The 18,880-nt window shown below is 63.1% G+C and carries 23 protein-coding genes; 16 read left to right on the top strand and 7 right to left on the bottom strand.

The window, feature by feature from the left end:
- Nucleotides 1–58: 58 nt before the first annotated feature.
- Nucleotides 59–370: an SH3 domain-containing protein gene (locus DQW77_RS00185; RefSeq protein WP_181711161.1), complete on the bottom strand. Its 312-nt coding sequence runs from the start codon at nt 368–370 to the stop codon at nt 59–61.
- Between the two features lie 300 nt (nt 371–670).
- On the opposite strand from DQW77_RS00185, the gene DQW77_RS00180 reads away from it, so the two are divergent.
- The gene (locus DQW77_RS00180; RefSeq protein ID WP_113256161.1) at nt 671–1,348 is read left to right on the top strand and encodes a hypothetical protein; all 678 of its coding nucleotides are present in this window, start codon (nt 671–673) and stop codon (nt 1,346–1,348) included.
- 47 nt (nt 1,349–1,395) lie between these two features.
- On the opposite strand, the gene DQW77_RS00175 is transcribed toward DQW77_RS00180, so the two are convergent.
- Both DQW77_RS00175 and DQW77_RS00170 read right to left on the bottom strand, forming a co-directional pair.
- On the bottom strand, nt 1,396–1,749 hold the full coding sequence (locus tag DQW77_RS00175; protein ID WP_258523617.1) for a cytochrome c: 354 nt from the start codon (nt 1,747–1,749) through the stop codon (nt 1,396–1,398).
- Between the two features lie 105 nt (nt 1,750–1,854).
- A complete protein-coding gene (locus DQW77_RS00170; RefSeq protein WP_113256160.1) occupies nt 1,855–3,429 on the bottom strand; it encodes a lysine--tRNA ligase in 1,575 nt (524 codons plus the stop codon).
- A 115-nt stretch (nt 3,430–3,544) separates the two neighbouring features.
- Between DQW77_RS00170 and DQW77_RS00165 the strand changes: the two genes are divergently transcribed.
- From DQW77_RS00165 to DQW77_RS00135, 7 genes are all read left to right on the top strand, one after another.
- Nucleotides 3,545–3,970: a tellurite resistance TerB family protein gene (locus DQW77_RS00165; RefSeq protein WP_113256159.1), complete on the top strand. Its 426-nt coding sequence runs from the start codon at nt 3,545–3,547 to the stop codon at nt 3,968–3,970.
- A gap of 99 nt (nt 3,971–4,069) precedes the next feature.
- Nucleotides 4,070–4,306 (top strand): Lrp/AsnC ligand binding domain-containing protein, encoded by a 237-nt coding sequence (locus DQW77_RS00160; RefSeq protein ID WP_113256158.1) that lies wholly within the window; start codon nt 4,070–4,072, stop codon nt 4,304–4,306.
- 41 nt (nt 4,307–4,347) lie between these two features.
- Nucleotides 4,348–5,490 carry an ABC transporter substrate-binding protein gene (locus DQW77_RS00155; protein ID WP_113256157.1) on the top strand — a complete coding sequence of 381 codons (1,143 nt, stop codon included), beginning with the start codon at nt 4,348–4,350 and terminating at the stop codon, nt 5,488–5,490.
- Between the two features lie 56 nt (nt 5,491–5,546).
- A complete protein-coding gene (locus tag DQW77_RS00150) occupies nt 5,547–6,467 on the top strand; it encodes a branched-chain amino acid ABC transporter permease (protein ID WP_113256156.1) in 921 nt (306 codons plus the stop codon).
- The gene (locus DQW77_RS00145; protein ID WP_113256155.1) at nt 6,464–7,447 is read left to right on the top strand and encodes a branched-chain amino acid ABC transporter permease; all 984 of its coding nucleotides are present in this window, start codon (nt 6,464–6,466) and stop codon (nt 7,445–7,447) included. Before DQW77_RS00150 ends, DQW77_RS00145 begins: the two co-directional genes overlap by 4 nt.
- Entirely contained in the window at nt 7,440–8,189 is a 750-nt protein-coding gene (locus DQW77_RS00140) for an ABC transporter ATP-binding protein (protein WP_113256154.1), read from the top strand. The genes DQW77_RS00145 and DQW77_RS00140 overlap by 8 nt, the downstream gene beginning before the upstream one ends.
- Nucleotides 8,186–8,875, top strand: coding sequence for an ABC transporter ATP-binding protein (locus DQW77_RS00135; protein ID WP_113256153.1), 690 nt, complete (start codon nt 8,186–8,188; stop codon nt 8,873–8,875). The genes DQW77_RS00140 and DQW77_RS00135 overlap by 4 nt, the downstream gene beginning before the upstream one ends.
- A 9-nt stretch (nt 8,876–8,884) precedes the next feature.
- Here the strand turns inward: DQW77_RS00135 and DQW77_RS00130 are convergent, their stop codons facing one another.
- Nucleotides 8,885–9,427, bottom strand: coding sequence for a glutathione peroxidase (locus DQW77_RS00130; RefSeq protein ID WP_113256152.1), 543 nt, complete (start codon nt 9,425–9,427; stop codon nt 8,885–8,887).
- A gap of 120 nt (nt 9,428–9,547) precedes the next feature.
- Between DQW77_RS00130 and DQW77_RS00125 the strand changes: the two genes are divergently transcribed.
- Nucleotides 9,548–10,954, top strand: a complete 1,407-nt coding sequence (locus DQW77_RS00125) for an FAD-binding oxidoreductase (RefSeq protein WP_113256352.1) — start codon at nt 9,548–9,550, stop codon at nt 10,952–10,954.
- Between the two features lies 1 nt (nt 10,955).
- Here the strand turns inward: DQW77_RS00125 and hemC are convergent, their stop codons facing one another.
- Nucleotides 10,956–11,903 carry a hydroxymethylbilane synthase gene (hemC, locus tag DQW77_RS00120; protein ID WP_113256151.1) on the bottom strand — a complete coding sequence of 316 codons (948 nt, stop codon included), beginning with the start codon at nt 11,901–11,903 and terminating at the stop codon, nt 10,956–10,958.
- A gap of 96 nt (nt 11,904–11,999) precedes the next feature.
- Between hemC and hemE the strand changes: the two genes are divergently transcribed.
- Entirely contained in the window at nt 12,000–13,034 is a 1,035-nt protein-coding gene (hemE, locus tag DQW77_RS00115) for a uroporphyrinogen decarboxylase (protein WP_113256150.1), read from the top strand.
- Between the two features lie 27 nt (nt 13,035–13,061).
- Here hemE and DQW77_RS00110 read toward each other — a convergent pair whose 3' ends face one another.
- Nucleotides 13,062–13,385, bottom strand: coding sequence for an HNH endonuclease (locus DQW77_RS00110; protein WP_181711159.1), 324 nt, complete (start codon nt 13,383–13,385; stop codon nt 13,062–13,064).
- 68 nt (nt 13,386–13,453) lie between these two features.
- On the opposite strand from DQW77_RS00110, the gene DQW77_RS00105 reads away from it, so the two are divergent.
- From DQW77_RS00105 to DQW77_RS00080, 6 genes are all read left to right on the top strand, one after another.
- Nucleotides 13,454–14,632, top strand: coding sequence for a TIGR03862 family flavoprotein (locus DQW77_RS00105; RefSeq protein WP_113256149.1), 1,179 nt, complete (start codon nt 13,454–13,456; stop codon nt 14,630–14,632).
- Nucleotides 14,633–14,792: 160 nt separating this feature from the next.
- A complete protein-coding gene (gene trmD / locus DQW77_RS00100; RefSeq protein WP_113256148.1) occupies nt 14,793–15,617 on the top strand; it encodes a tRNA (guanosine(37)-N1)-methyltransferase TrmD in 825 nt (274 codons plus the stop codon).
- A gap of 102 nt (nt 15,618–15,719) precedes the next feature.
- Complete coding sequence (locus DQW77_RS00095; protein WP_113256147.1) at nt 15,720–16,028, top strand: EthD family reductase; 309 nt, start codon at nt 15,720–15,722, stop codon at nt 16,026–16,028.
- A gap of 284 nt (nt 16,029–16,312) precedes the next feature.
- Nucleotides 16,313–16,696 carry a 50S ribosomal protein L19 gene (gene rplS / locus DQW77_RS00090; protein ID WP_113256146.1) on the top strand — a complete coding sequence of 128 codons (384 nt, stop codon included), beginning with the start codon at nt 16,313–16,315 and terminating at the stop codon, nt 16,694–16,696.
- Between the two features lie 11 nt (nt 16,697–16,707).
- Nucleotides 16,708–16,929: a 50S ribosomal protein L31 gene (gene rpmE / locus DQW77_RS00085; protein WP_113256145.1), complete on the top strand. Its 222-nt coding sequence runs from the start codon at nt 16,708–16,710 to the stop codon at nt 16,927–16,929.
- A 171-nt stretch (nt 16,930–17,100) separates the two neighbouring features.
- Nucleotides 17,101–17,910, top strand: coding sequence for a division plane positioning ATPase MipZ (locus DQW77_RS00080; protein ID WP_113256144.1), 810 nt, complete (start codon nt 17,101–17,103; stop codon nt 17,908–17,910).
- A gap of 89 nt (nt 17,911–17,999) precedes the next feature.
- On the opposite strand, the gene DQW77_RS00075 is transcribed toward DQW77_RS00080, so the two are convergent.
- Nucleotides 18,000–18,869 carry a DMT family transporter gene (locus DQW77_RS00075; protein ID WP_113256143.1) on the bottom strand — a complete coding sequence of 290 codons (870 nt, stop codon included), beginning with the start codon at nt 18,867–18,869 and terminating at the stop codon, nt 18,000–18,002.
- Between the last annotated feature and the right edge of the window lie 11 nt (nt 18,870–18,880).

Genomic DNA, 18,880 nt, shown 5'->3' with positions numbered 1-18,880 from the left:
AGACCCCGTCAGCGCGCCGATGACGGGATCATTCGTTTTTCACGATACGAGGCGCAAATCAGTAGCTGTAGCCCTGATTATGCTTTTTCTTCTTCTTCTGGTAAGTGCACGCGCTGGTCTGCAGATACTGCGTTGAAACGTAGTAGTGACTGCCGTTCCACGAGAACTTGGTCCAGCCGTTATAATTCTGGACAACGTGGATCGGCGTGCAGGGGTTGAGCGTGGCAACCACATGGTAGTGCGTTCCCGGACCCGAGCGGGCGTTCAACCAGACACCGTGCTGAACATAGTATTGTGTCGCTGCCGCGGCACCGGCCGACACCGCCATTGTGGCACCGGCGACAAGGGACAGAATGCGAGACGTCTTCATGGTATTACCTCCAAAAAAACCAGGATTATCTTTGCGCCACACTCCGCCTTGTCCTTGGTTGTTTCGGCGGCATGATTGCGGGACAACATCGAATGAACATAACATACCACCACCTTTGTAATCGGTCGAGTGACAAGAAGGCGGGTATTCCATACCCTGCTTCAGTTGACGGGTATGGAAACCCTTACCCGCCTCGCCGGGTCTGAATGTTCGCGGGTCTGGATTTGCGTCCGATCCCGCCGGCAGTCTGTCGCGCTCCGGGCTTCGTGCTGACGTTTGATGATTGATGGGATGCCAAGAATGCGCCTTTTCATCCTCATCGCCTCGATTGCCACACTCGCCGCATGTGGCCGCTCCCTTTCCACGGCCGAGGAAAGCTTTGCCGCCGAAATCTTCGGACCATCGATCGAACCCGCCCGCATCCGTTTCATCGACGGCGCACTTGTCGGCCAGGTGACGCAAACCCGCGCCCCACGACCCCGGCTTGCCTGCCGTGAACGCATCCTGCCCAAGCCCCGGGGGGACACTGTCAAGGTTTCGCCAGCGGGTGTTGCGATCCACAACCGGATATTCTTTGCCAGCGACTGGTACCGTCGCGACTACCTGCCGGACTGGCCCCAGCGCATGAGGCTTGGCAGTGCGATGCTTCTGGCGCACGAACTCACCCACATATGGCAATGGCAGAACCGGGAAGTGACCGGCTATTCGCCCCTGCGCGCGGCGTCCGAGCATGGCGTCGGCACGGATCCCTATCTTTTTGACATCGACACCGGATCTGAATTTCTTGATTTCGGGTATGAGCAGCAGGCCGGGATCGTGGAGGAATATGTTTGCTGCGCCGCCCTGGATCCCCACGCCCCCCGGACCCGGCGGTTGGCGGGCTTGCTGCGCGGGGCGTTCCCGATACAAAGGCTGACGATCCCCGATACCGTGGCCCTGCCGTGGCCCGATGCGCAAACCAAGGACATCTGCCGGTAGACCGCGCGACATGCAGTCCCGATCCACCAAAAAGCCCGTGACCTATGTCAAGGCTCCTGAATGCTTTCCAGATAAATCATAAGCGCCGCCAGCGGCCGCGGCGTGGGCGTCATTACCCCGTCACCAACATCGACCGGAACGGTATCGCCGCGTAAGAGCAGGCCGAATTCCGGCATCTCCTTGCCGGGCAGGCCGGTGCGGTCATACCCGTCGATGACTGATAGGACATGCGCCCGCGGAAATTCGCCGTTTTCCGAAAGTTGCGTGAGATCGGTCGGTGGCGGATTCATGGCAGCCGCCCATGGTCCTTGCCCGCGCCCATCCTCACCGTGGCACTGGGCGCAGTTTTCTGCAAACAGGGCCTGCCCCTCGGAAGGTTCGGGCATGCTCACGGTGCGCATGCAGGCCGCCGCCACAAAAATCATCAAAATCAATGCATAACGGATCATACGCGCCACCTTCCAGGATACAATATCAAGCGTCGCATGTCGCGGCAATGATCCAGATCAGGCCAGTTTGCCTTCCAAGGCGTCGTCAATCAGGCGCACGGTCTCATCGACACCATAAAGAGCGATGAAACCGCCGAAGCGCGGACCCTGGCTGGCGCCCAGAAGAACCTCGTAAAGCGCCTTGAACCAGTTCCGAAGGGGATCGAAACGGTCGCGCCCGACGGCATAGACGACGGATTGAAGCGCCTCGTCCTCGACCGGACCATCATACGCCGACAACGAATCCCTGAGTGCCTGAAGGGCCTCGCGCTCGGTTTCGGTGGGTTCCCGGTATTGCTTCTGCGGTGCGACGAAATCCTCATAATATCTCACCGCGAACCCCGCCGCCGCATCAAGATCGGGATGGCTTTCGGGGCTTGCATCGGGCGCGTAGCGGCGGATGAACCCCCAGAGCTGTTCCTTGTCATGGGCATGTGCCACCGAGGCGAGATTCAAGAGCATCGAGAACGGAATGATCATCCGGCTTTCGGGCACTGACCCCGAATGAATGTGGTAAACGGGATTGTTGACCTTCGCCTTGGGCTCCTGCGTCGGATAGGCGCGTAACTGCTGGTGATATTCATCCACCGCACGCGGGATCACGTCGAAGTGAAGCCGCTTGGCCGTGCGCGGCTTCTGGTACATGAAATAACTCAGGCTCTCGGTCGAGGCGTAGCTGAGCCATTCGTCGATGCTGATCCCGTTGCCGGAAGACTTGGAAATCTTCTGACCGTTATCATCCAGAAACAGCTCATAGGTGTAGTGTTCCGGTGCCTTCCAGCCGAGGATCTCGCAGATGCGGTCATATATCGGCGTGTTGGTCGAGTGATCCTTTCCGTACATCTCGAAATCCACGCCGAGCGCGGCCCAACGCGCCCCGAAATCCGGCTTCCACTGTAACTTGACGTTGCCGCCCGTGACGGGCAGTGTCCATTCTCGCCCGTCCTCGTCGTCGAAGGTGACGGTGCCATCCTTCGCATTCACCTCCTTCATCGGCACATAGAGCACGCGGCCTGTTTCGGGGTGCAGCGGCAGGAAGATGGAATAGGTTTGCCGGCGTTCCTCGCGGAGCGACTTGAGCATCACCTTCATGATGTCGTCATAGCGTTCGGCGGCACGCTGCAGCACGTCGTCGAACCGACCGGAACGGTAGAATTCGGTGGCGGAGATGAATTCGTACTCGAATCCGAAGGTATCGAGGAAGCGGCGCAGCATGGCGTTGTTGTGATCGCCGAAGCTGTCATGCGTACCGAAAGGATCCGGCACCGAGGTCAGGGGCTTTTGCAGGTGCTCTGCCAGTTTCTCCCGGTTGGGCACATTTCCGGGAACCTTGCGCATGCCGTCCAGATCGTCCGAGAAGCAGACCAGCTTCGTGGGGATGTCGCTGATGACCTCGAAGGCACGTCGTACCATCGTGGTCCGCAGGACTTCGCCGAACGTGCCGATATGTGGTAGGCCCGACGGGCCGTAACCGGTTTCGAAAAGCACATGACCCTTCTCCGGCGGCGCGGTTTCATAGCGTTTGAGCACACGCCGCGCCTCCTCGAAAGGCCAGGCTTTTGAGGCAAGAGCAGCATCGCGCATCTCGGACATTGTCGGTCTCCCGGTTTCCCGCGTGATCCGGCGGCGCGGGGTTGGCCGCTTCCTATTGCCCGCCGCCGAGACAGTCAATATTCTGCACCGCAACGAAACCCCGAGAGGATCCCGCATGCCCAACCAGATACCGCACCCGTTGACCCCGCAGGATTGCCTTGTGGCGGTCATGATCGCGGTGTCCGCATCAGACGAGAAGATCCGGACATCGGAACTGGTCAAGATCGAGGACGAGGTGAACAACCTGCCGATCTTCGGCAATTACGACCTTGATCGGATGCAGACCATGTCACGAACCGTGCTGGATCTGTTCGAGCAGGAAGAAGGGCTTGACGCGCTCTTTGGCCTGATACGGGACAACCTTCCGGAACGCCTTTACGAGACCGCATACGCGCTTGCCTGTGACGTGGCCGCCGCCGATGGTACACTCAACGAAGGCGAACTGCGCCTGCTGGAAGAGATCCGGTATGAGCTTGATCTTGACAGGCTTCATGCCGCCGCGATCGAGCGTGGCGCCCGCGCGCGTCACCTGACCGAATGATCCGGGCCGGCAGCGGGCGGCGGCACCGTCAAATTCCCCGTTTCAATCCGGGACGAAATTGGTCTTAATGGGCACCGGCAATGAGGGGAGGTTCGAACCATGCGATGTGTCTTCGTGAATATCCGTTGCCGGCCCGGTACATCCTACCGCGTGGCCGAGGAAATCGCCCTTCGGGAGATACACTCGGAACTTCACTCCACGTCCGGGCCGTTCGATCTTCTGCTCAAGCTCTATGTTCCGGAAACCGAGGACGTGGGAAAATACATCAATGACAACCTGCTGGACATAGACGGGATCGAACGCACCGAGACGACACTCACGTTCAAGGCGTTCTGACCGGCGCGGAAGCATGGTCGAAAAAACAAGGGAGACAGAAGATGAGAATGAAATCCTTAATTGCGGCGGCTTGCATGGCAGTTGCAGGGGTCGGCGCGGCCTCCGCCGAGGGCAAGGTGAAGGTCGGGATGATCACCACGCTTTCGGGCGGTGGCGCGGGCCTGGGCATCGACGTGCGCGACGGCTTCCTGCTGGCTGCGAAGATGGCCGGCAACGATGACCTGGAGATCGTCGTCGAGGATGATCAGCGCAAGCCTGATATCGCGGTGCAGCTGGCCGACAAGATGATACAGTCCGAGAAGGTGGACGTCCTGACGGGCATCATCTGGTCCAACCTCGCGATGGCCGTCGTTCCCGCAGCCACCGCACAGGGAAAATTCTACCTTTCTCCCAATGCAGGCCCTTCCGCGCTTGCCGGCAAGGGATGCCACGCAAACTATTACAATGTGGCGTGGCAGAATGACAACCTGCACGAGGCCGCCGGCGGCTACGCCAACTCCGCCGGATTCGAAAACTCCTTCATACTGGCCCCCAACTATCCCGCGGGTCAGGACGCGCTGACCGGCTACAAGCGCATATACGATGGTGCCCTTGCAGGCGAGGTTTTCACCAAGCTGGGCCAGAAGGACTATGCTTCGGAAATCGCGCAGATCCGCGCCTCGGATGCCGACAGCATCTTCTTTTTCCTCCCCGGTGGCATGGGGATTTCGTTTCTCAAGCAATACGCCGACAGCGGTCTTGATATCCCCGTGGTCGGTCCGGCGTTCAGCTTCGATCAGGGCATCCTGCAGGCCGTGGGCGATGCAGCGCTTGGCGTGAAGAACACCAGCCAGTGGAACAAGGACATCGACAACCCGGCCAACAAGGCGTTCGTGGAGGCGTTCCAGGCCGAGTATGGCCGGCTGCCCTCGCTCTATGCCAGCCAGGGCTTTGATACCGCCAACCTGCTGTTGAGCGCCATGGACAAGGCCGATATCGGCGATGCCGAGGCGTTCCGCGCCGCGCTGCGGGAAGCCGATTTCGACAGCACCCGCGGGGATTTCGAATTCGCCGCCAACAACCACCCCGTACAGGACATCTACGTGCGCGAGGTGATCAAGGAGGGCGACGTCTACACCAACAAGATCATCGGTGTGGCGCTCGAGGATCACAGCAACGTCTACGTGGACGAGTGCGAGATGTAAGACCTGACGCGCGGGGATCCAACGTGCCCCCCGCGCGCATTCCGGGGCGTCGCTTCGTGACAATCATCCTATTCATCGAACAGGTCCTGAACGGGATTCAGTTCGGGGTCATGCTGTTTTTGATGGCCGCGGGCCTGACCCTCGTTTTCGGGGTCATGGGACTCATCAATCTCGCTCACGGTTCACTTTACATGGTCGGCGCCTTCGCGGCGGCGGCGGTGGCGACGGCGACCGGATCCTTCCTTCTGGCCATAGCCGCTGCACTCGCTGCTGCTGCGGCGGCAGGCGCGATCGTGGAGATCGTCGTGATACGTCGGCTTTATGCCCGCGATCATCTGGATCAGGTGCTTGCAACCTTTGCCCTCATTCTGATCTTTTCCGAAGGAGTTCGGTGGATCTTCGGATCCTTTCCGCTGTATCTGGACATACCGGCCTACCTTTCGGGGCCGGTTTCGCTGCCGGGCGGGATCGAATATCCGCGGTATCGGCTTGCCCTCATCGGGGTCGGACTGTCGATCGCGGCCGGACTTTTCTGGCTCATATCGCGCACGCGGCTTGGTGTTCGAATCCGGGCCGGTGAAAGCGATCGAGAGATGATCGCGGCACTCGGGGTTGACATATCCCGGCTCTACACGGTCGTCTTCGCCCTCGGCGCGGCGCTTGCAGGGTTGGCCGGCGCGTTGGTCGGTGCAATACAATCGGTGCAGGTCGGCATGGGAGAGCCGGTGCTGATCCTGGCATTCGTCGTGATCGTGATCGGCGGGATCGGGTCCATAAAGGGGGCGCTCATCGGGTCGATTCTGGTCGGGCTCACCGATACGCTTGGCGGCGTTCTGCTGCCCGAGGTCTTCCGGCTCTTCATGGATAACTCCGCGGCCAGCTCAACCGGCGCGGCGCTCGCGTCCATGCTGATCTACATTCTCATGGCGGTGGTGCTCGTCTGGCGGCCGCAGGGATTGTTCGGAGGCACCGCATGAGCCGTGAGGGCTTGATCAATGCCGCCCTGCTCGCGGGGCTCGTCGCGATTCCGCTCTGGGCCTGGGCGGGGGACGAGCCCTTCACGATAACGCTGGCCACTCGGGTTGCGATCCTCGCGCTCGCCGGCGTGGGCCTCAACATCGCGCTCGGTCTGGGCGGGCTGGTCAGCCTCGGGCATGCGGCCTTCTTCGGTATTGGCGGCTACGCAATGGGCATACTGGCAAGCCACGCGCAGGCCTATGATCCCATCATGGAGTCCCCGATCCTGATCGAGGGCACCAAACTCATGCCTGTTATCTGGATCATAGCGATCGTTGCCGCGGCCCTGGCGGCCGTGGTGATCGGGGCGCTGAGCCTGCGAACGTCAGGCGTCTACTTCATCATGATTACCCTTGCTTTCGGGCAGATGTTCTATTTCTTCTCGATAAGCTGGCCGGCCTATGGCGGCGAGGACGGGCTTTCGATTTATCTGCGCAACGACTTTCCTGGTCTCAACACCCTCGATCCGATCCAGTTTTTCGCGATTTGCATGGTATTGCTGCTACTGGCGCTCTGGTTCAACGCAAGGCTGGCGCAATCCCCCTTCGGTCTGGCCCTCGGCGCGGCGCGGCAGGCGCCAAGGCGGGTCGAAACGGTAGGCCTCAGCCCATTCCGCCTGCGGCTGGTGGCCTTCGTCATCTCCGGTGCCATAACCGGGTTGGCCGGGGCCCTGTTTGCCGATCTGAACCGGTTCGTCAGTCCCGCGATGTTCAGCTGGCAAACCAGTGGTGAAATCATCGTGCTGATCATCCTCGGCGGTGTCGGTCGGCTCTGCGGGCCGGTGGCGGGGGCGGCGCTTTTCATCACGCTTGAACATTTCCTCGGCGAGCTTTCGGAGTTCTGGCACATTTATCTCGGCTTGCTGTTGCTTGCAGTGGTCCTGTTCGCCCGGGGCGGGATCATTGGTCTGCTGGCGGGGAGGGCGGCAACCCATGACTGACCCTGTCCTGGCCACCTACGGGCTTACCAAGCGGTTCGGCGCTGTCACGGCTTGCGACGGGGTAAACCTGGACCTTCGGGCAGGTGAAATCCATGCCGTCATCGGGCCGAACGGGGCCGGAAAAACCACTTTGATACAGCAGATCTGCGGCACGCTGAGCCCGGATGCGGGGCGTATCGAATTTCTGGGGCATGACGTCACCGCTACCGGCGCGCAGGCACGGGCGCGGGCGGGACTGGCGCGAACCTTCCAGATATCGGCGCTGGCGATGGACGACACCGTGCTTCAGAACGCGACCCTCGGTGCCCTGGGTGCGCGGGGCGGTGCCTTCGGAATGCTCCGCAAAGCACTTGACGACAACAACTTGCGCAGCGTTGCGATGGCCGCGCTGGACCGCGTCGGGCTGGCCGATCTGGCAACCATGCGCACCGCCGAACTGTCGCACGGGCAACGGCGGCAACTGGAAGTCGCGGTGGCTCTTGCGCTGGCCCCGCGCGCTTTCGTCATGGACGAGCCGATGGCTGGCATGGGCGCCGAAGGGTCCCACCGGATGACCGCGTTCCTCGATGGGCTGCGTGCCGAGGCGCCAATTCTTCTGGTCGAACATGACATGGATGCCGTCTTCGCGCTGGCCGATCGGCTTAGCGTTCTGGTCTACGGCAAGATCATCGCCACCGGCACCCGCGACGAGATCCGCGCCGACCGTGCGGTGCGCAAGGCGTATCTGGGAGAGGACGCATGAGCCTTCTGACCCTGTCGGACGTATCGGCCTTCTACGGGGCGAGCCAGGCGCTTTTCGATGTTTCGCTGTCGCTTGCCGAAGGCGAGGTCATGGCGCTCATGGGCAGAAACGGAATGGGCAAGACTACAACAATCAAGGTGATCTGCCGAATGCTGCCGATTGCCGGTGGCGACCTGAGGTTTGACGGGCATGACCTGCGGCCGCTGCCCTCTCATCGGGCCGCAAGGCTGGGAATAGGTCTGGTGCCGGAGGGACGGCGTTGCTTTCCAAATCTGACGGTGCGGGAAAATCTTTTCGCGACGGCAAGGCCCGGTGAATGGGAGATGGAACGCGTTACGGGCCTTTTTCCCCGGCTCGAGGAACGGCGCAACCAGAGTGCGGCAACTCTTTCCGGCGGCGAGCAGCAGATGCTCGCCATAGCCCGTGCGCTGATGACCAACCCTCGGCTGCTGATCCTCGATGAGGCAACCGAGGGGCTTGCGCCGCTCGTGCGGCAGGAAATCTGGGACGCGATCAGGCAGTTGAAGCTGCAAAGCGGCATGGCCATCCTGATCGTCGACAAATCCCTCAGGGAGCTCGGCACCATTGCCGATCGCGCGGTGATCCTTCAACGCGGTAGCACGGTCTGGTCGGGTCATTTCGGTGATCTCGACGAGACGGTCACCAATGCCTATGTCGGCGTTTGACCAAACCGCTCAGCCTTGCGGCAACAACTTCTCGACCTCTCCGGTCACTGTCTTCGAGAGAGGACGGGTGGCCGAACCATAGGTCGCAACAACCGCTCCATCCGGCCCCAGAAGCACCTTGTTGAAGTTCCAAGAGGGTACGAAGCCGTGCGCTTCGGCCAGCCATCTGTAGAATACGTGCGCGCCCTCTCCGCGCACCGGCGTTATGGTCGTCATCGGCAGGTCGAGGTCATAATTCAACTCGCAGAATTCCTTGACCTTCCTGTCGCTGGAAAGCTCCTGGCGAAAATCCCCCGATGGCACCGCCAGAACGATCAACCCGCGGTCACGATACCTGTCATATAGCGCCTGAAGGCCGTCATACTGCTTGGTAAAAGCGCATCTTGACGCGGTATTCACCACCAGGACCGGCCGTCCTTCCCAGTCCGCCAGTGACAGCGTTCCACCGTCGATCGAAGCAAAGCTGTACCCGGGTCGATCCGAGGCCATTGCCGGCAGAGCCAGAACAAGGATGACCGCGAGAATGCGGAAGGGTGCTGTGGGTCCCGGCATGCTTGCGCTCCTTTGTTTTCACCAACCAAAAATAGGCCGGTTTCGATGCGGGTCCAGCCCAGGCTTGCGCGAGGCAGGAATGTGGCGCATTTTCCCGGCGCAAAACATCGGGATGCGCGGATGATCGAAGAACTGACCGGCCTTCTGGGCAAGGATCATGTGCTGACCGGCGATGACGCCGGGAACTGGGGTCAAGACTGGTCAGGCGCGCCGCAAGGGCAGCCGCTTGCGGTCTTGCGTCCCGGGACCACGGAGGAGGTTTCGGAAGTCCTGCGGCTTGCCAACGCGCATCTTGCACCAGTGGTGCCGGTATCCGGCAATACCGGTCTGACCGGCGGCACCCGGGCCGAAGGGGCGTTGCTTCTGTCCCTGGACAGGTTCCACAGGATTCGTGAAATCCGCCCCGATGCGCGGATAGCGGTTGTCGAGGCGGGTGTCGTGCTCGCGGCTCTGCATGACGCTACGGAGGATCATGGCCTGATCTTTCCATTGACATTCGGTGCGCGCGGTTCGGCCATGGTGGGCGGTTTCCTGTCCACCAATGCCGGCGGCTCGAACGTCCTGCGTTACGGAAATGCACGAAACCTCTGCCTCGGTCTCGAGGTCGTGTTGCCCGATGGCGAGGTGATGAACCTGATGAGCGAACTGCACAAGGACAATTCGGGCTTTGACCTGCGCGACCTGATGATCGGTGCGGAGGGTACGCTCGGCATCATCACCGCAGCCGTCCTGAAATTGCACCCAAAGCCCGCGGCCCATGCCACCGCGATGGTCGCGGCGCCGTCAGTGTCCGAGGCGTTATCGCTTCTCAATGAGTTGCAACAGGATACCGGCGGCGCCGTCGACGCCTTCGAGTACATGCCACGCAGCTACATCGAAGCCTATCTTGAACGGTTTCCCGATGCGCGCCCGCCTTTTGAAGCCCCCCACGAGGTGAATATTCTGGTCGAGATCGGGGCGCTTTCCGCGCGGGATGCGCAGCCCGGCCCGGATGGCGCCATCCCCGTGACACGACGGCTTGAGGAAATCCTCGGAGAGTTCTTCGAAGCCGGGAAGGTGATTGATGCCGTCGTCGCCCGTTCCGAAGCGGAACGGCGGGAGATGTGGGCCCGGCGCGAGGCCGCCGCCGAGGTTTCCCGCCTCCACGATCCTGTGGTTGACAACGATATCGCGGTCCCGCCGGACAGGATGCAGGCATTGCTGGACCGGATCGCGGTGCGTTGCGACAGCCTTGATCCGGGACTTCGCTCGATTTCGGTGGCGCATCTGGGTGATGGCAATCTGCACTTTGCAGGATGGCCCGAAACGCGGGATCCCGAAGTTCATGCCGCGATCCGCACGGCGGTAGAGGCGGAAACAATCGCACTCGGCGGAAGTTTCTCGGCGGAACACGGGATCGGACTTGCCAAGAAGGGCGCAATGGCCCGGCACAAGGACCGGACCGCCTTGAGAACAATGCGCAAGATAAAACGGGCACTTGATCCCAACGGCATTCTCAACCCCGGGAAAGTCCTGCCGGAAGACTGACCTACTGCCGCCAGTAGAAGAAATCCGGACCGGCCTGTTCCAGCATCCGGCGGGCCATCTCGCGACCCAGAGCGGCACCGTCCTCGATCGTGACAGTCCTGTCGTCGGAAAGGCGTTCGGACCCGTTCGGGCGCAGGATTTCGCCGCGCAGACGGAGGTGCCCGTCCGAAAGCTCCGCCAAGCCGGCGATCGGTGTCTCGCAGGAGCCGTCGAGAGCCGCGAGAAAGGCACGCTCCGCCGCCAGCCTCTGCCCGGTTTCAGCATCATGGATGGCAGAAAGCATTTCGGCGGCGCGATTGTCATCACAGCGGCGTTCGATGCCGATGGCGCCTTGCGCGATCGCTGGCAGCATCACGTCGGGGTCGATCGCCGCGGTCGCCACGTCGGCGCGATCGAGGCGGTTCAGCCCGGCCATCGCCAGGAAAGTGCAGGCGGCCACGCCATCATCAAGTTTTCTCAGCCTTGTCTGTACGTTACCCCGAAACTCGACCACCTCCAGGGCTGGAAAGGCGACCAGAACCTGGGCCCGCCGCCGCAGCGATGACGTGCCAACCTTCGCCCCTTCCGGAAGATCGGCGAGGGCACCGGCCGAGGGTGACACGAACGCGTCGCGCACGTCCTCGCGGGGCAGGTAGGTGTCAAGGATCAGATTGTCAGGCTGCAGGACGGGCATGTCCTTCATCGAATGCACGGCGATGTCGATGTCGCCCGAAAGCAGCGCCTCCTCGATCTCGCGCGTGAAAAGACCCTTGCCGCCGATTTCCTTCAGGGGGCGGTCGGTCACACGATCACCGGTTGTCTTGATTACAAGTATTTCAAAGGCATCACCGGGAAGGTCAAACGAAGCCGCCAATCTGTCGCGGGTTTCATGCGCCTGGGCCAGGGCCAGCGGTGACCCGCGGGTGCCGATCCTGAGCGGGGAGTCGGGTGTCGGAAGAACAAGTGTCATGACAGTGGTTTAGACTTGGCAGCCGACAGTGGCAAGGCGGCGGCGCTTGACATCGGGGCGCGGCAGGGTGACGACGTGACAAACGGAGGATAGTGGATGGCCGGAAGGAAGACGATATTGCGCGCATTGGCGGGCGAAACACTGGATACGCCACCGATCTGGATGATGCGTCAGGCCGGGCGCTATCTTCCGGAATACAAGGCGACCCGGGCGGAGGCCGGTGATTTCCTTTCCTTGTGTTACAACAGCGATCTCGCCACCGAGGTGACGCTGCAACCGATCCGGCGCTACGGCTTTGACGGGGCCATCCTGTTTGCCGATATCCTGCTCGTCCCTCAGGCTCTTGGCGCCGATCTTTGGTTCGTGACGGGGGAGGGGCCGCGGCTTTCGACGATCACCGACCGGGCCGGTGTCGACCGTTTGAAACCGGCCGCGGAAATCCATGAGACCCTGAATCCTGTTTACCAGACCGTGCGCAACCTGTCCGGCGCCCTGCCCGCCGATACCACGCTCATTGGTTTCGCCGGTGCGCCCTGGACAGTGGCAACATACATGATCGCCGGTCGCGGCACCCCGGATCAAGGGCCGGCGCACGCGCTCAAGGCCGAAAACAAGGAGGTTTTCGACATCCTGATGGAGCGGCTTACCGAGGCGACGATCGAATACCTCTCGGCTCAGATCAGCGCCGGCGCGGAATGCGTGAAGCTGTTCGACAGTTGGGCGGGATCGCTCAAGGGTGAAGATTTCGATACGTACGCGATCGCCCCCGCACGACGGATCATTGCCGCGCTCAAGGCCAGGCACCCCGGCATTCCGGTGATCGCCTTCCCGCGTGAGGCAGGCGACAAGTATATTGGATTCCATGAAAAAACCGGTGCTGATTGTGTTGCATTGGATGATTCGGTCAGCCCTGAATGGGGCGCCGGGAATGTTCAGGTCGCGGGTTGTGTTCAGGGCAATCTTGCGTCGTCGCACATGGTCACGGGCGGTCAGGCGCTGGTGGACGAGACCCGCCGGATCGTTGACGCCTTCAGCGGCGGGCCGCATGTCTTCAATCTCGGCCACGGGATCACCCCGGATGCAGACCCCGAGAACGTGCAGCGCATGATCGACACGGTGCGCGGCGGATGAAGATCGGACCGCCCGCGCGGCGCCGGTTCAGCGCCGCCGCCGCTTGCCGGGCGTGCGCGAATGGAATTCCGGCGGGCGCTTGGCAACCCAGCGTATGAATCGTGACAGTCTCGGGTGCGCGCGCAGGGCCTCGATGGTGAAATGGTCACGGGCAAGTTCGGCCTCGGTAAGGGTAGCGTGGATCTCGTTGTGGCAGATCTGGTGCAGCAGGACGGTGGGCCCGCCCTTGCCGCCCTTCAGTTTGGGAACCAGGTGGTGCAGGCTTTGCCGCGCGCCGGGCGGGATCGGCCGTCCGCAGAGCGGGCAGACCGGCACTTCGCTCAATCGGTGCCGGGCATCGGAGTCGGTCATCTCCTGATCCTTTCTCGGGTCATGGGCAAGAGGATGGGGGTGGCACGCGTGAAGACAAGAGGTTGCGGATGAGCGGCCCCGCAAGGATCGACGCGCTGGTGGTGGGGGGCGGCCCGGCGGGGCTGATGGCCGCCGAGGCGATGGCCGGTGCCGGGCGCCGCGTTCTGGTCGCCGAGGCCATGCCCTCACCGGCGCGCAAGCTGCTGATGGCCGGGAAAACCGGGCTCAACCTGACCAGGATGGACCCTTTCGACGAATTCCTGGCGGCCTATGGTCCTGCTGCCGCGCGGCTTGAGCCGATGCTCGGGCAATTTGGCCCGGCAGCCGTCCGCGACTGGGCCGAGGGCCTTGGCCAGCCCGTCTTCACCGGCTCGACCGGGCGCGTCTATCCCCGGGCTATGAAGGCGTCGCCGCTGCTGCGGGCATGGCTTGAGCGGCTCGGAGCGATGCGCGTGACGCTGCGGCGGCGCTGGCGCTGGGCGGGCTGGGACGGGCCGGAAACCCTGCTCTTCGACGTCCCGGAGGGGCGGCGCGCACTGCGCCCGGCGGTCACGGTTCTGGCCTGTGGCGGCGCAAGCTGGGCGCGGCTCGGGTCGGACGGGACATGGGCGGCGCACATGGCCGGACGGACAGTCCCTTTCCGCCCCGCAAACATGGGGTTCAACGTCGAGTGGTCTGCACATATGGAAGCTCACTTCGGCGCCCCGGTGAAGAACGTCGCGCTGTGCGCGGGCGGGCAAAGGTCGCGCGGAGAGTTCGTGATCTCGCGCCGCGGCCTCGAAGGAGGCGGCATTTACGCGATCGCGGCCGCGATGCGCGACGGTGCGCCGCTGGTGCTCGACCTCATGCCCGATCTCGACATCGAGACGCTGCGCACCCGCCTGGCGCGGCCCCGCGGCCGGCAAAGCCTGTCCAATCACCTGCGCCGCACCCTCGGGCTCGACCGCGCCAAGCAGGCCCTGCTGATGGAATTCGCCCGTCCGCTGCCCCCGGATGCCGCGCCGCTGATCAAGGCGCTGCCGGTGCGGCACGCCGGTCCGCGTCCGCTGGACGAGGCGATCTCGACCGCGGGCGGACTGCGCTTCGACGCGCTCGATGCGGGGCTGATGCTGCGCCACCGGCCGGGCATTTTCGCCGCCGGCGAAATGCTTGACTGGGAAGCCCCGACCGGCGGTTACCTGCTGACCGCCTGCCTGGCCACCGGTCTCTGGGCTGGACGTCACGCGGCGGCCTATCGGCCGGCCTGAACATTCATCTTTCCCTGAATACTCCCGCCGGAGGCCCCCTCGAAGGACGCCGGAGGCGGACGGCGAGGCAGGCCGGCGCGCCCGCAGGGCGCACGATTCCGGGCCCGCCGGCGACCGGGTGCTTGCCACGGGTCGGCAGACCGCGCTAAAGGCGCGGATCATGACCGACCGCAACAGATCCCATGGAGTCAAGTCCATCACGGCCAGTACCGCGCCCCGGGCGCTGGTCACGCCGGCGCCGCGCCTTGCCGGGGTCTGGACCGCGAAGGTCATCACGCTCCTGCCGCAGGCCTTTCCGGGGGTTCTGGGCGAAAGCCTGACCGGCCGGGCCCTGAAGGATGGGCTTTGGCAGCTCGAAACGATCGACCTGCGTTCTTTCGGCGAGGGGCGCCATCGCAACGTGGATGACACGCCGGCGGGCGGTGGCGCCGGCATGGTCCTGCGCCCCGACGTGATGGGCCAGGCAATCGACCATGCCCGCACCGGCATGACGCCGGGCTGGCCCATCCTGTATGCCAGCCCCCGCGGTGCCCCCTTCGACCAGGCCATGGCCCGGCGCCTTGCCGCCGGACCGGGGCTGACGGTGATCTGCGGCCGGTTCGAGGGGCTGGACGAGCGCGTGATCGAGCATTACGCGATCGAGGAGGTCAGCCTCGGCGATTTCGTCCTGTCGGGCGGCGAGATCGCGGCGCAGGCGATGATCGATGCCGCCCTGCGCCTGCGTCCCGGTATCCTCGGCAACGCGGCTTCCATCGAGGAGGAGAGCTTTGCCGACGGGCTGCTGGAGCATCCGCAATACACTCGCCCATCCGACTGGAAAGGCCGACCGATCCCACCGGTGCTGTTGTCCGGCAACCACGCCGAGATTGCCCGCTGGCGGCAGGCACGCGCCCGGGCGCTGACCCGTGCCCGCCGCCCCGACCTGTGGCAGGCGTGGCGGACCCGGATGGCGGATGCCGCAGACGACACTGAGGATCGCGGGTAACGAATGCGTGTCACGGGCTGTCGCGGTGGCGCCGGCGCGGATAGCCTGCCAGCAATGCAAACGTGCCCGCCCCCACCGGATCCCAGAAGGAGACCGCGGACCATGACACTTTCATTGCAGGTGATCTACCCGGTCGGAGACTCGACCCGTTTCGACATGGATTACTACCTCGCCACGCACATGCCGCTTGCCGACAAGCACATGGGGCCGCACCTTGAAAGCGTGCAGGTCACCCGTGGCGTGGCTGGCGGCTCCGATGCCCCGGCGCCTTTTCACGCGATCGCGACGATGACATTCGCGGGTCAGGCCGCGCTGGACGCCGCGATGGCAGCCGCCGAACCGGTTGTTGCCGACATTCCGAATTTCACCGATGCGGCCCCGCTGATGCTGATCGGCGAGTTGGTGCTCTGACGGGGCCGCGCCGGGCGCGCTCTTTGGTCTTGAATTCCGCCTGCAGTTCTGGTTTACCGCGCGCATTCCGGCGGTGCTGGCAATCCCGGGTCCCGTTTTCTTCTGACGAGGGGGCGAGTTGCCGATGTAGCGGCGCCGACAATGTCACGTTCGACGACGAAAGCAAGACGACCTGTACCTCCGGCGGGCGCATTCCACGGAATGGGAACCCGAGAGAAGACCGCGAGCTCTGAGGGCGCAGCAAACTTTGCGGGGCAAACCGCAAGCAGATTAGGAGAGAAGCGATGGATCTTATCGCTCAACTGGAATCCGAGCAGATCGCGGAGCTCGGCAAGACCATTCCGGATTTCAAGCCCGGCGATACCGTGCGCGTCGGCTACAAGGTGACGGAAGGTACCCGTTCGCGGGTCCAGAACTTCGAGGGCGTGTGCATCAGCCGCAAGAACGGCGAGGGCATTGCGGGGTCCTTCACGGTGCGCAAGATATCCTTCGGCGAAGGGGTCGAGCGGGTGTTCCCGCTCCACGCGACCAATATCGACAGCATCACCGTGGTGCGCCGTGGCCGTGTCCGCCGCGCCAAGCTTTACTACCTGCGCTCGCGCCGCGGCAAGTCGGCCCGTATCGCCGAGAACACGAACTACAAGCCCCGCAAAGGCGCTCAAGCGTAAGGACCGCGACGATGAAAAAAGACATCCACCCAGATTACCACCTGATCGACGTCAAGCTGACCGATGGCACCGTGGTTCCGATGCGCTCCACCTACGGCGCGGAAGGCGACATGCTGTCGCTCGATATCGACCCGTCCGTGCATCCGGCCTGGACCGGGGGGTCCTCCCGTCTCATGGACGCCGGTGGGCGCGTCTCGAAGTTCAAGAAAAAATACGAGGGGCTGGGCTTCTGAACCCTGGCCTGATGACAGTGAAGCGGCGCCGTCCCGGTCCCTCCGGGGCGGCGTCTTGCGTTTTGTCGGCCTGTCAGGCGCGGCTTGCGCACATCCTCTTCCCTATTGACCGGGCAGCGGATATTGTGCGCCGAACGTCACGGGCTTACACGTGAGACAGGGGAACGGGACATGGCGCATATCATCGTTGTCGGCAACGAGAAGGGCGGTGCGGGCAAATCGACAGTGGCCATGCATGTCGCCACGGCCCTGGCGCGAATGGGCCACAAGGTCAGTGCCCTTGACCTCGACCTGCGCCAGAAGACCTTCGGACGTTACTGTGCCAATCGCCGCGCCTTCATGGAGAAATCCGGCCTCGATCTGCCCTGTGCCTTCTTCCACGATCTGCCCGAAGTCGACCAGGCCAACCTGAAACCGGGCGAGAACCTCTATGACCGGCGCCTGTCCGAGGCGGTGGCCGATCTCGAACCCGACAGCGATTTCATCGTGATCGACTGTCCCGGCTCCCATACCCGCCTGAGCCAGGTCGCCCATTCGCTGGCTGATACGCTTGTCACGCCGCTCAATGACAGTTTCGTGGATTTCGACCTTCTGGCGCATGTGGACAGCGACGGCAGCACGATCCTCGGCCCCTCGGTCTATTCCGAAATGGTCTGGAACGCGCGTCAGCTCCGGGCCCAGGCGGGACTGAACCCGATCGACTGGGTGGTGCTGCGCAACCGCCTGGGTGCACAGCAGATGATCAACAAGGAAAAGATGGGGGCGGCGCTGGATACGTTGGCAAGGCGCATCGGATTTCGCACCGCGCCGGGATTTTCCGAACGGGTGATCTTCCGCGAACTCTTCCCACGCGGCCTCACGCTGCTCGACCTCAAGGATGTGGGCGTGAAGCAACTCAACATTTCCAATGTCGCGGCGCGCCAGGAATTGCGTGAACTGATCAGGGCACTAAGGCTCCCGGGCGTCGATCCGGATTTCTGAACCCGCGCCGGCCCGGTCTTCTTCTGGCCGGAAATATCCCGGGGTGAATTGCCCGAAGGGCAAGAGTGGCAGCGCCCCTGCTCGGGGCATCACCCCTGCGTCCCACGACGCCGGCGCAGGGCGATCAGGTTGGACACGAACAGCGCCCCGATCACCACCGCACCGCCCAGGATCGCCCAGCGTCCGGGATCCTCGCCCACCACGACCCATACCAGCAGCGGCGCCAGAACGGACTCCAGCAATATCAGCAGCGACACCTCCGCCGAGGTTATGTAACGCGGCCCCAGCGTAAGCAGGCATGTCGCCATTGCGATGAACGCTCCGTGTCCCAGGAAAAGCGGCCATTGCACCGCGAAGGCCGGGCCGGGATCGGCCATTGGCCACATCACCAGCGCGGCGCCGATATAGGCTATGGGGATGGCCGGTATCATCGAAGTGGCCCGCAGCCTGCGTACCGCGGTCAACGCGGCGGCATAGCTTGCGGCGACGCCAAGCGCCCAAAGATCTCCGCGCCACGACGCGATCTGGGACTCGTGCGATCCGTAAGCGATGATACCCAGCCCCACGAGCACCACCGCCATCGTCAATATCAACCGACGGCTGATCGGTTCCCCCAGGAAGATCCGGCTGAACACGGCGGCGAAAATCGGGATCGAGGCGAAGATGAACACCACGTTCGCAACGCTCGTCTGGCTTACGGCGAACACGAAGCCCGGAGCGGTCGCCCCCATCAGCACGATGTAGATCAGCCCCGGCCAGCCGGTACGGAATATCGGAGCGAATCCCCGCGTGCCCTGCCAGACAAGCAGGCCCGCAAGGATCAGCCCGCCCGAGGTGATACCACGCCAGAAGGCGGTGGTCAGTTGCCCGGCGTCGATCAGGCGCACGAAAAGCGAATCGGGCACCACTAAGAGAACGGCCAGGGTGGTGATCAGAAGGCCTTTGAGGTGGTCGTTCATGAAACAGATCT

This window comes from Roseovarius sp. TE539, assembly GCF_003298505.1.
Classification (GTDB): domain Bacteria; phylum Pseudomonadota; class Alphaproteobacteria; order Rhodobacterales; family Rhodobacteraceae; genus Roseovarius.
Note: the sequence above shows the minus strand (reverse complement) of the source record. Positions and strands in the feature narration are given on the sequence as shown.

Excerpts from the sequence above, each read along its gene's own strand:
- DQW77_RS00110 (WP_181711159.1), bottom strand. The coding sequence starts at position 13,385 with ATGACCGACTCCGATGCCCGGCACCGATTGAGCGAAGTGCCGGTCTGC.
- rpmE (WP_113256145.1), top strand. The coding sequence starts at position 16,708 with ATGAAAAAAGACATCCACCCAGATTACCACCTGATCGACGTCAAGCTG.
- DQW77_RS00080 (WP_113256144.1), top strand. The coding sequence starts at position 17,101 with ATGGCGCATATCATCGTTGTCGGCAACGAGAAGGGCGGTGCGGGCAAA.
- DQW77_RS00095 (WP_113256147.1), top strand. The coding sequence starts at position 15,720 with ATGACACTTTCATTGCAGGTGATCTACCCGGTCGGAGACTCGACCCGT.
- DQW77_RS00180 (WP_113256161.1), top strand. The coding sequence starts at position 671 with ATGCGCCTTTTCATCCTCATCGCCTCGATTGCCACACTCGCCGCATGT.
- DQW77_RS00160 (WP_113256158.1), top strand. The coding sequence starts at position 4,070 with ATGCGATGTGTCTTCGTGAATATCCGTTGCCGGCCCGGTACATCCTAC.
- DQW77_RS00175 (WP_258523617.1), bottom strand. The coding sequence starts at position 1,749 with ATGCGCACCGTGAGCATGCCCGAACCTTCCGAGGGGCAGGCCCTGTTT.
- DQW77_RS00130 (WP_113256152.1), bottom strand. The coding sequence starts at position 9,427 with ATGCCGGGACCCACAGCACCCTTCCGCATTCTCGCGGTCATCCTTGTT.
- hemE (WP_113256150.1), top strand. The coding sequence starts at position 12,000 with ATGGCCGGAAGGAAGACGATATTGCGCGCATTGGCGGGCGAAACACTG.
- DQW77_RS00140 (WP_113256154.1), top strand. The coding sequence starts at position 7,440 with ATGACTGACCCTGTCCTGGCCACCTACGGGCTTACCAAGCGGTTCGGC.
- DQW77_RS00165 (WP_113256159.1), top strand. The coding sequence starts at position 3,545 with ATGCCCAACCAGATACCGCACCCGTTGACCCCGCAGGATTGCCTTGTG.
- DQW77_RS00155 (WP_113256157.1), top strand. The coding sequence starts at position 4,348 with ATGAGAATGAAATCCTTAATTGCGGCGGCTTGCATGGCAGTTGCAGGG.
- DQW77_RS00125 (WP_113256352.1), top strand. The coding sequence starts at position 9,548 with ATGATCGAAGAACTGACCGGCCTTCTGGGCAAGGATCATGTGCTGACC.
- DQW77_RS00135 (WP_113256153.1), top strand. The coding sequence starts at position 8,186 with ATGAGCCTTCTGACCCTGTCGGACGTATCGGCCTTCTACGGGGCGAGC.
- DQW77_RS00170 (WP_113256160.1), bottom strand. The coding sequence starts at position 3,429 with ATGTCCGAGATGCGCGATGCTGCTCTTGCCTCAAAAGCCTGGCCTTTC.
- hemC (WP_113256151.1), bottom strand. The coding sequence starts at position 11,903 with ATGACACTTGTTCTTCCGACACCCGACTCCCCGCTCAGGATCGGCACC.
- DQW77_RS00185 (WP_181711161.1), bottom strand. The coding sequence starts at position 370 with ATGAAGACGTCTCGCATTCTGTCCCTTGTCGCCGGTGCCACAATGGCG.
- DQW77_RS00105 (WP_113256149.1), top strand. The coding sequence starts at position 13,454 with ATGAGCGGCCCCGCAAGGATCGACGCGCTGGTGGTGGGGGGCGGCCCG.
- DQW77_RS00075 (WP_113256143.1), bottom strand. The coding sequence starts at position 18,869 with ATGAACGACCACCTCAAAGGCCTTCTGATCACCACCCTGGCCGTTCTC.
- DQW77_RS00145 (WP_113256155.1), top strand. The coding sequence starts at position 6,464 with ATGAGCCGTGAGGGCTTGATCAATGCCGCCCTGCTCGCGGGGCTCGTC.
- rplS (WP_113256146.1), top strand. The coding sequence starts at position 16,313 with ATGGATCTTATCGCTCAACTGGAATCCGAGCAGATCGCGGAGCTCGGC.
- trmD (WP_113256148.1), top strand. The coding sequence starts at position 14,793 with ATGACCGACCGCAACAGATCCCATGGAGTCAAGTCCATCACGGCCAGT.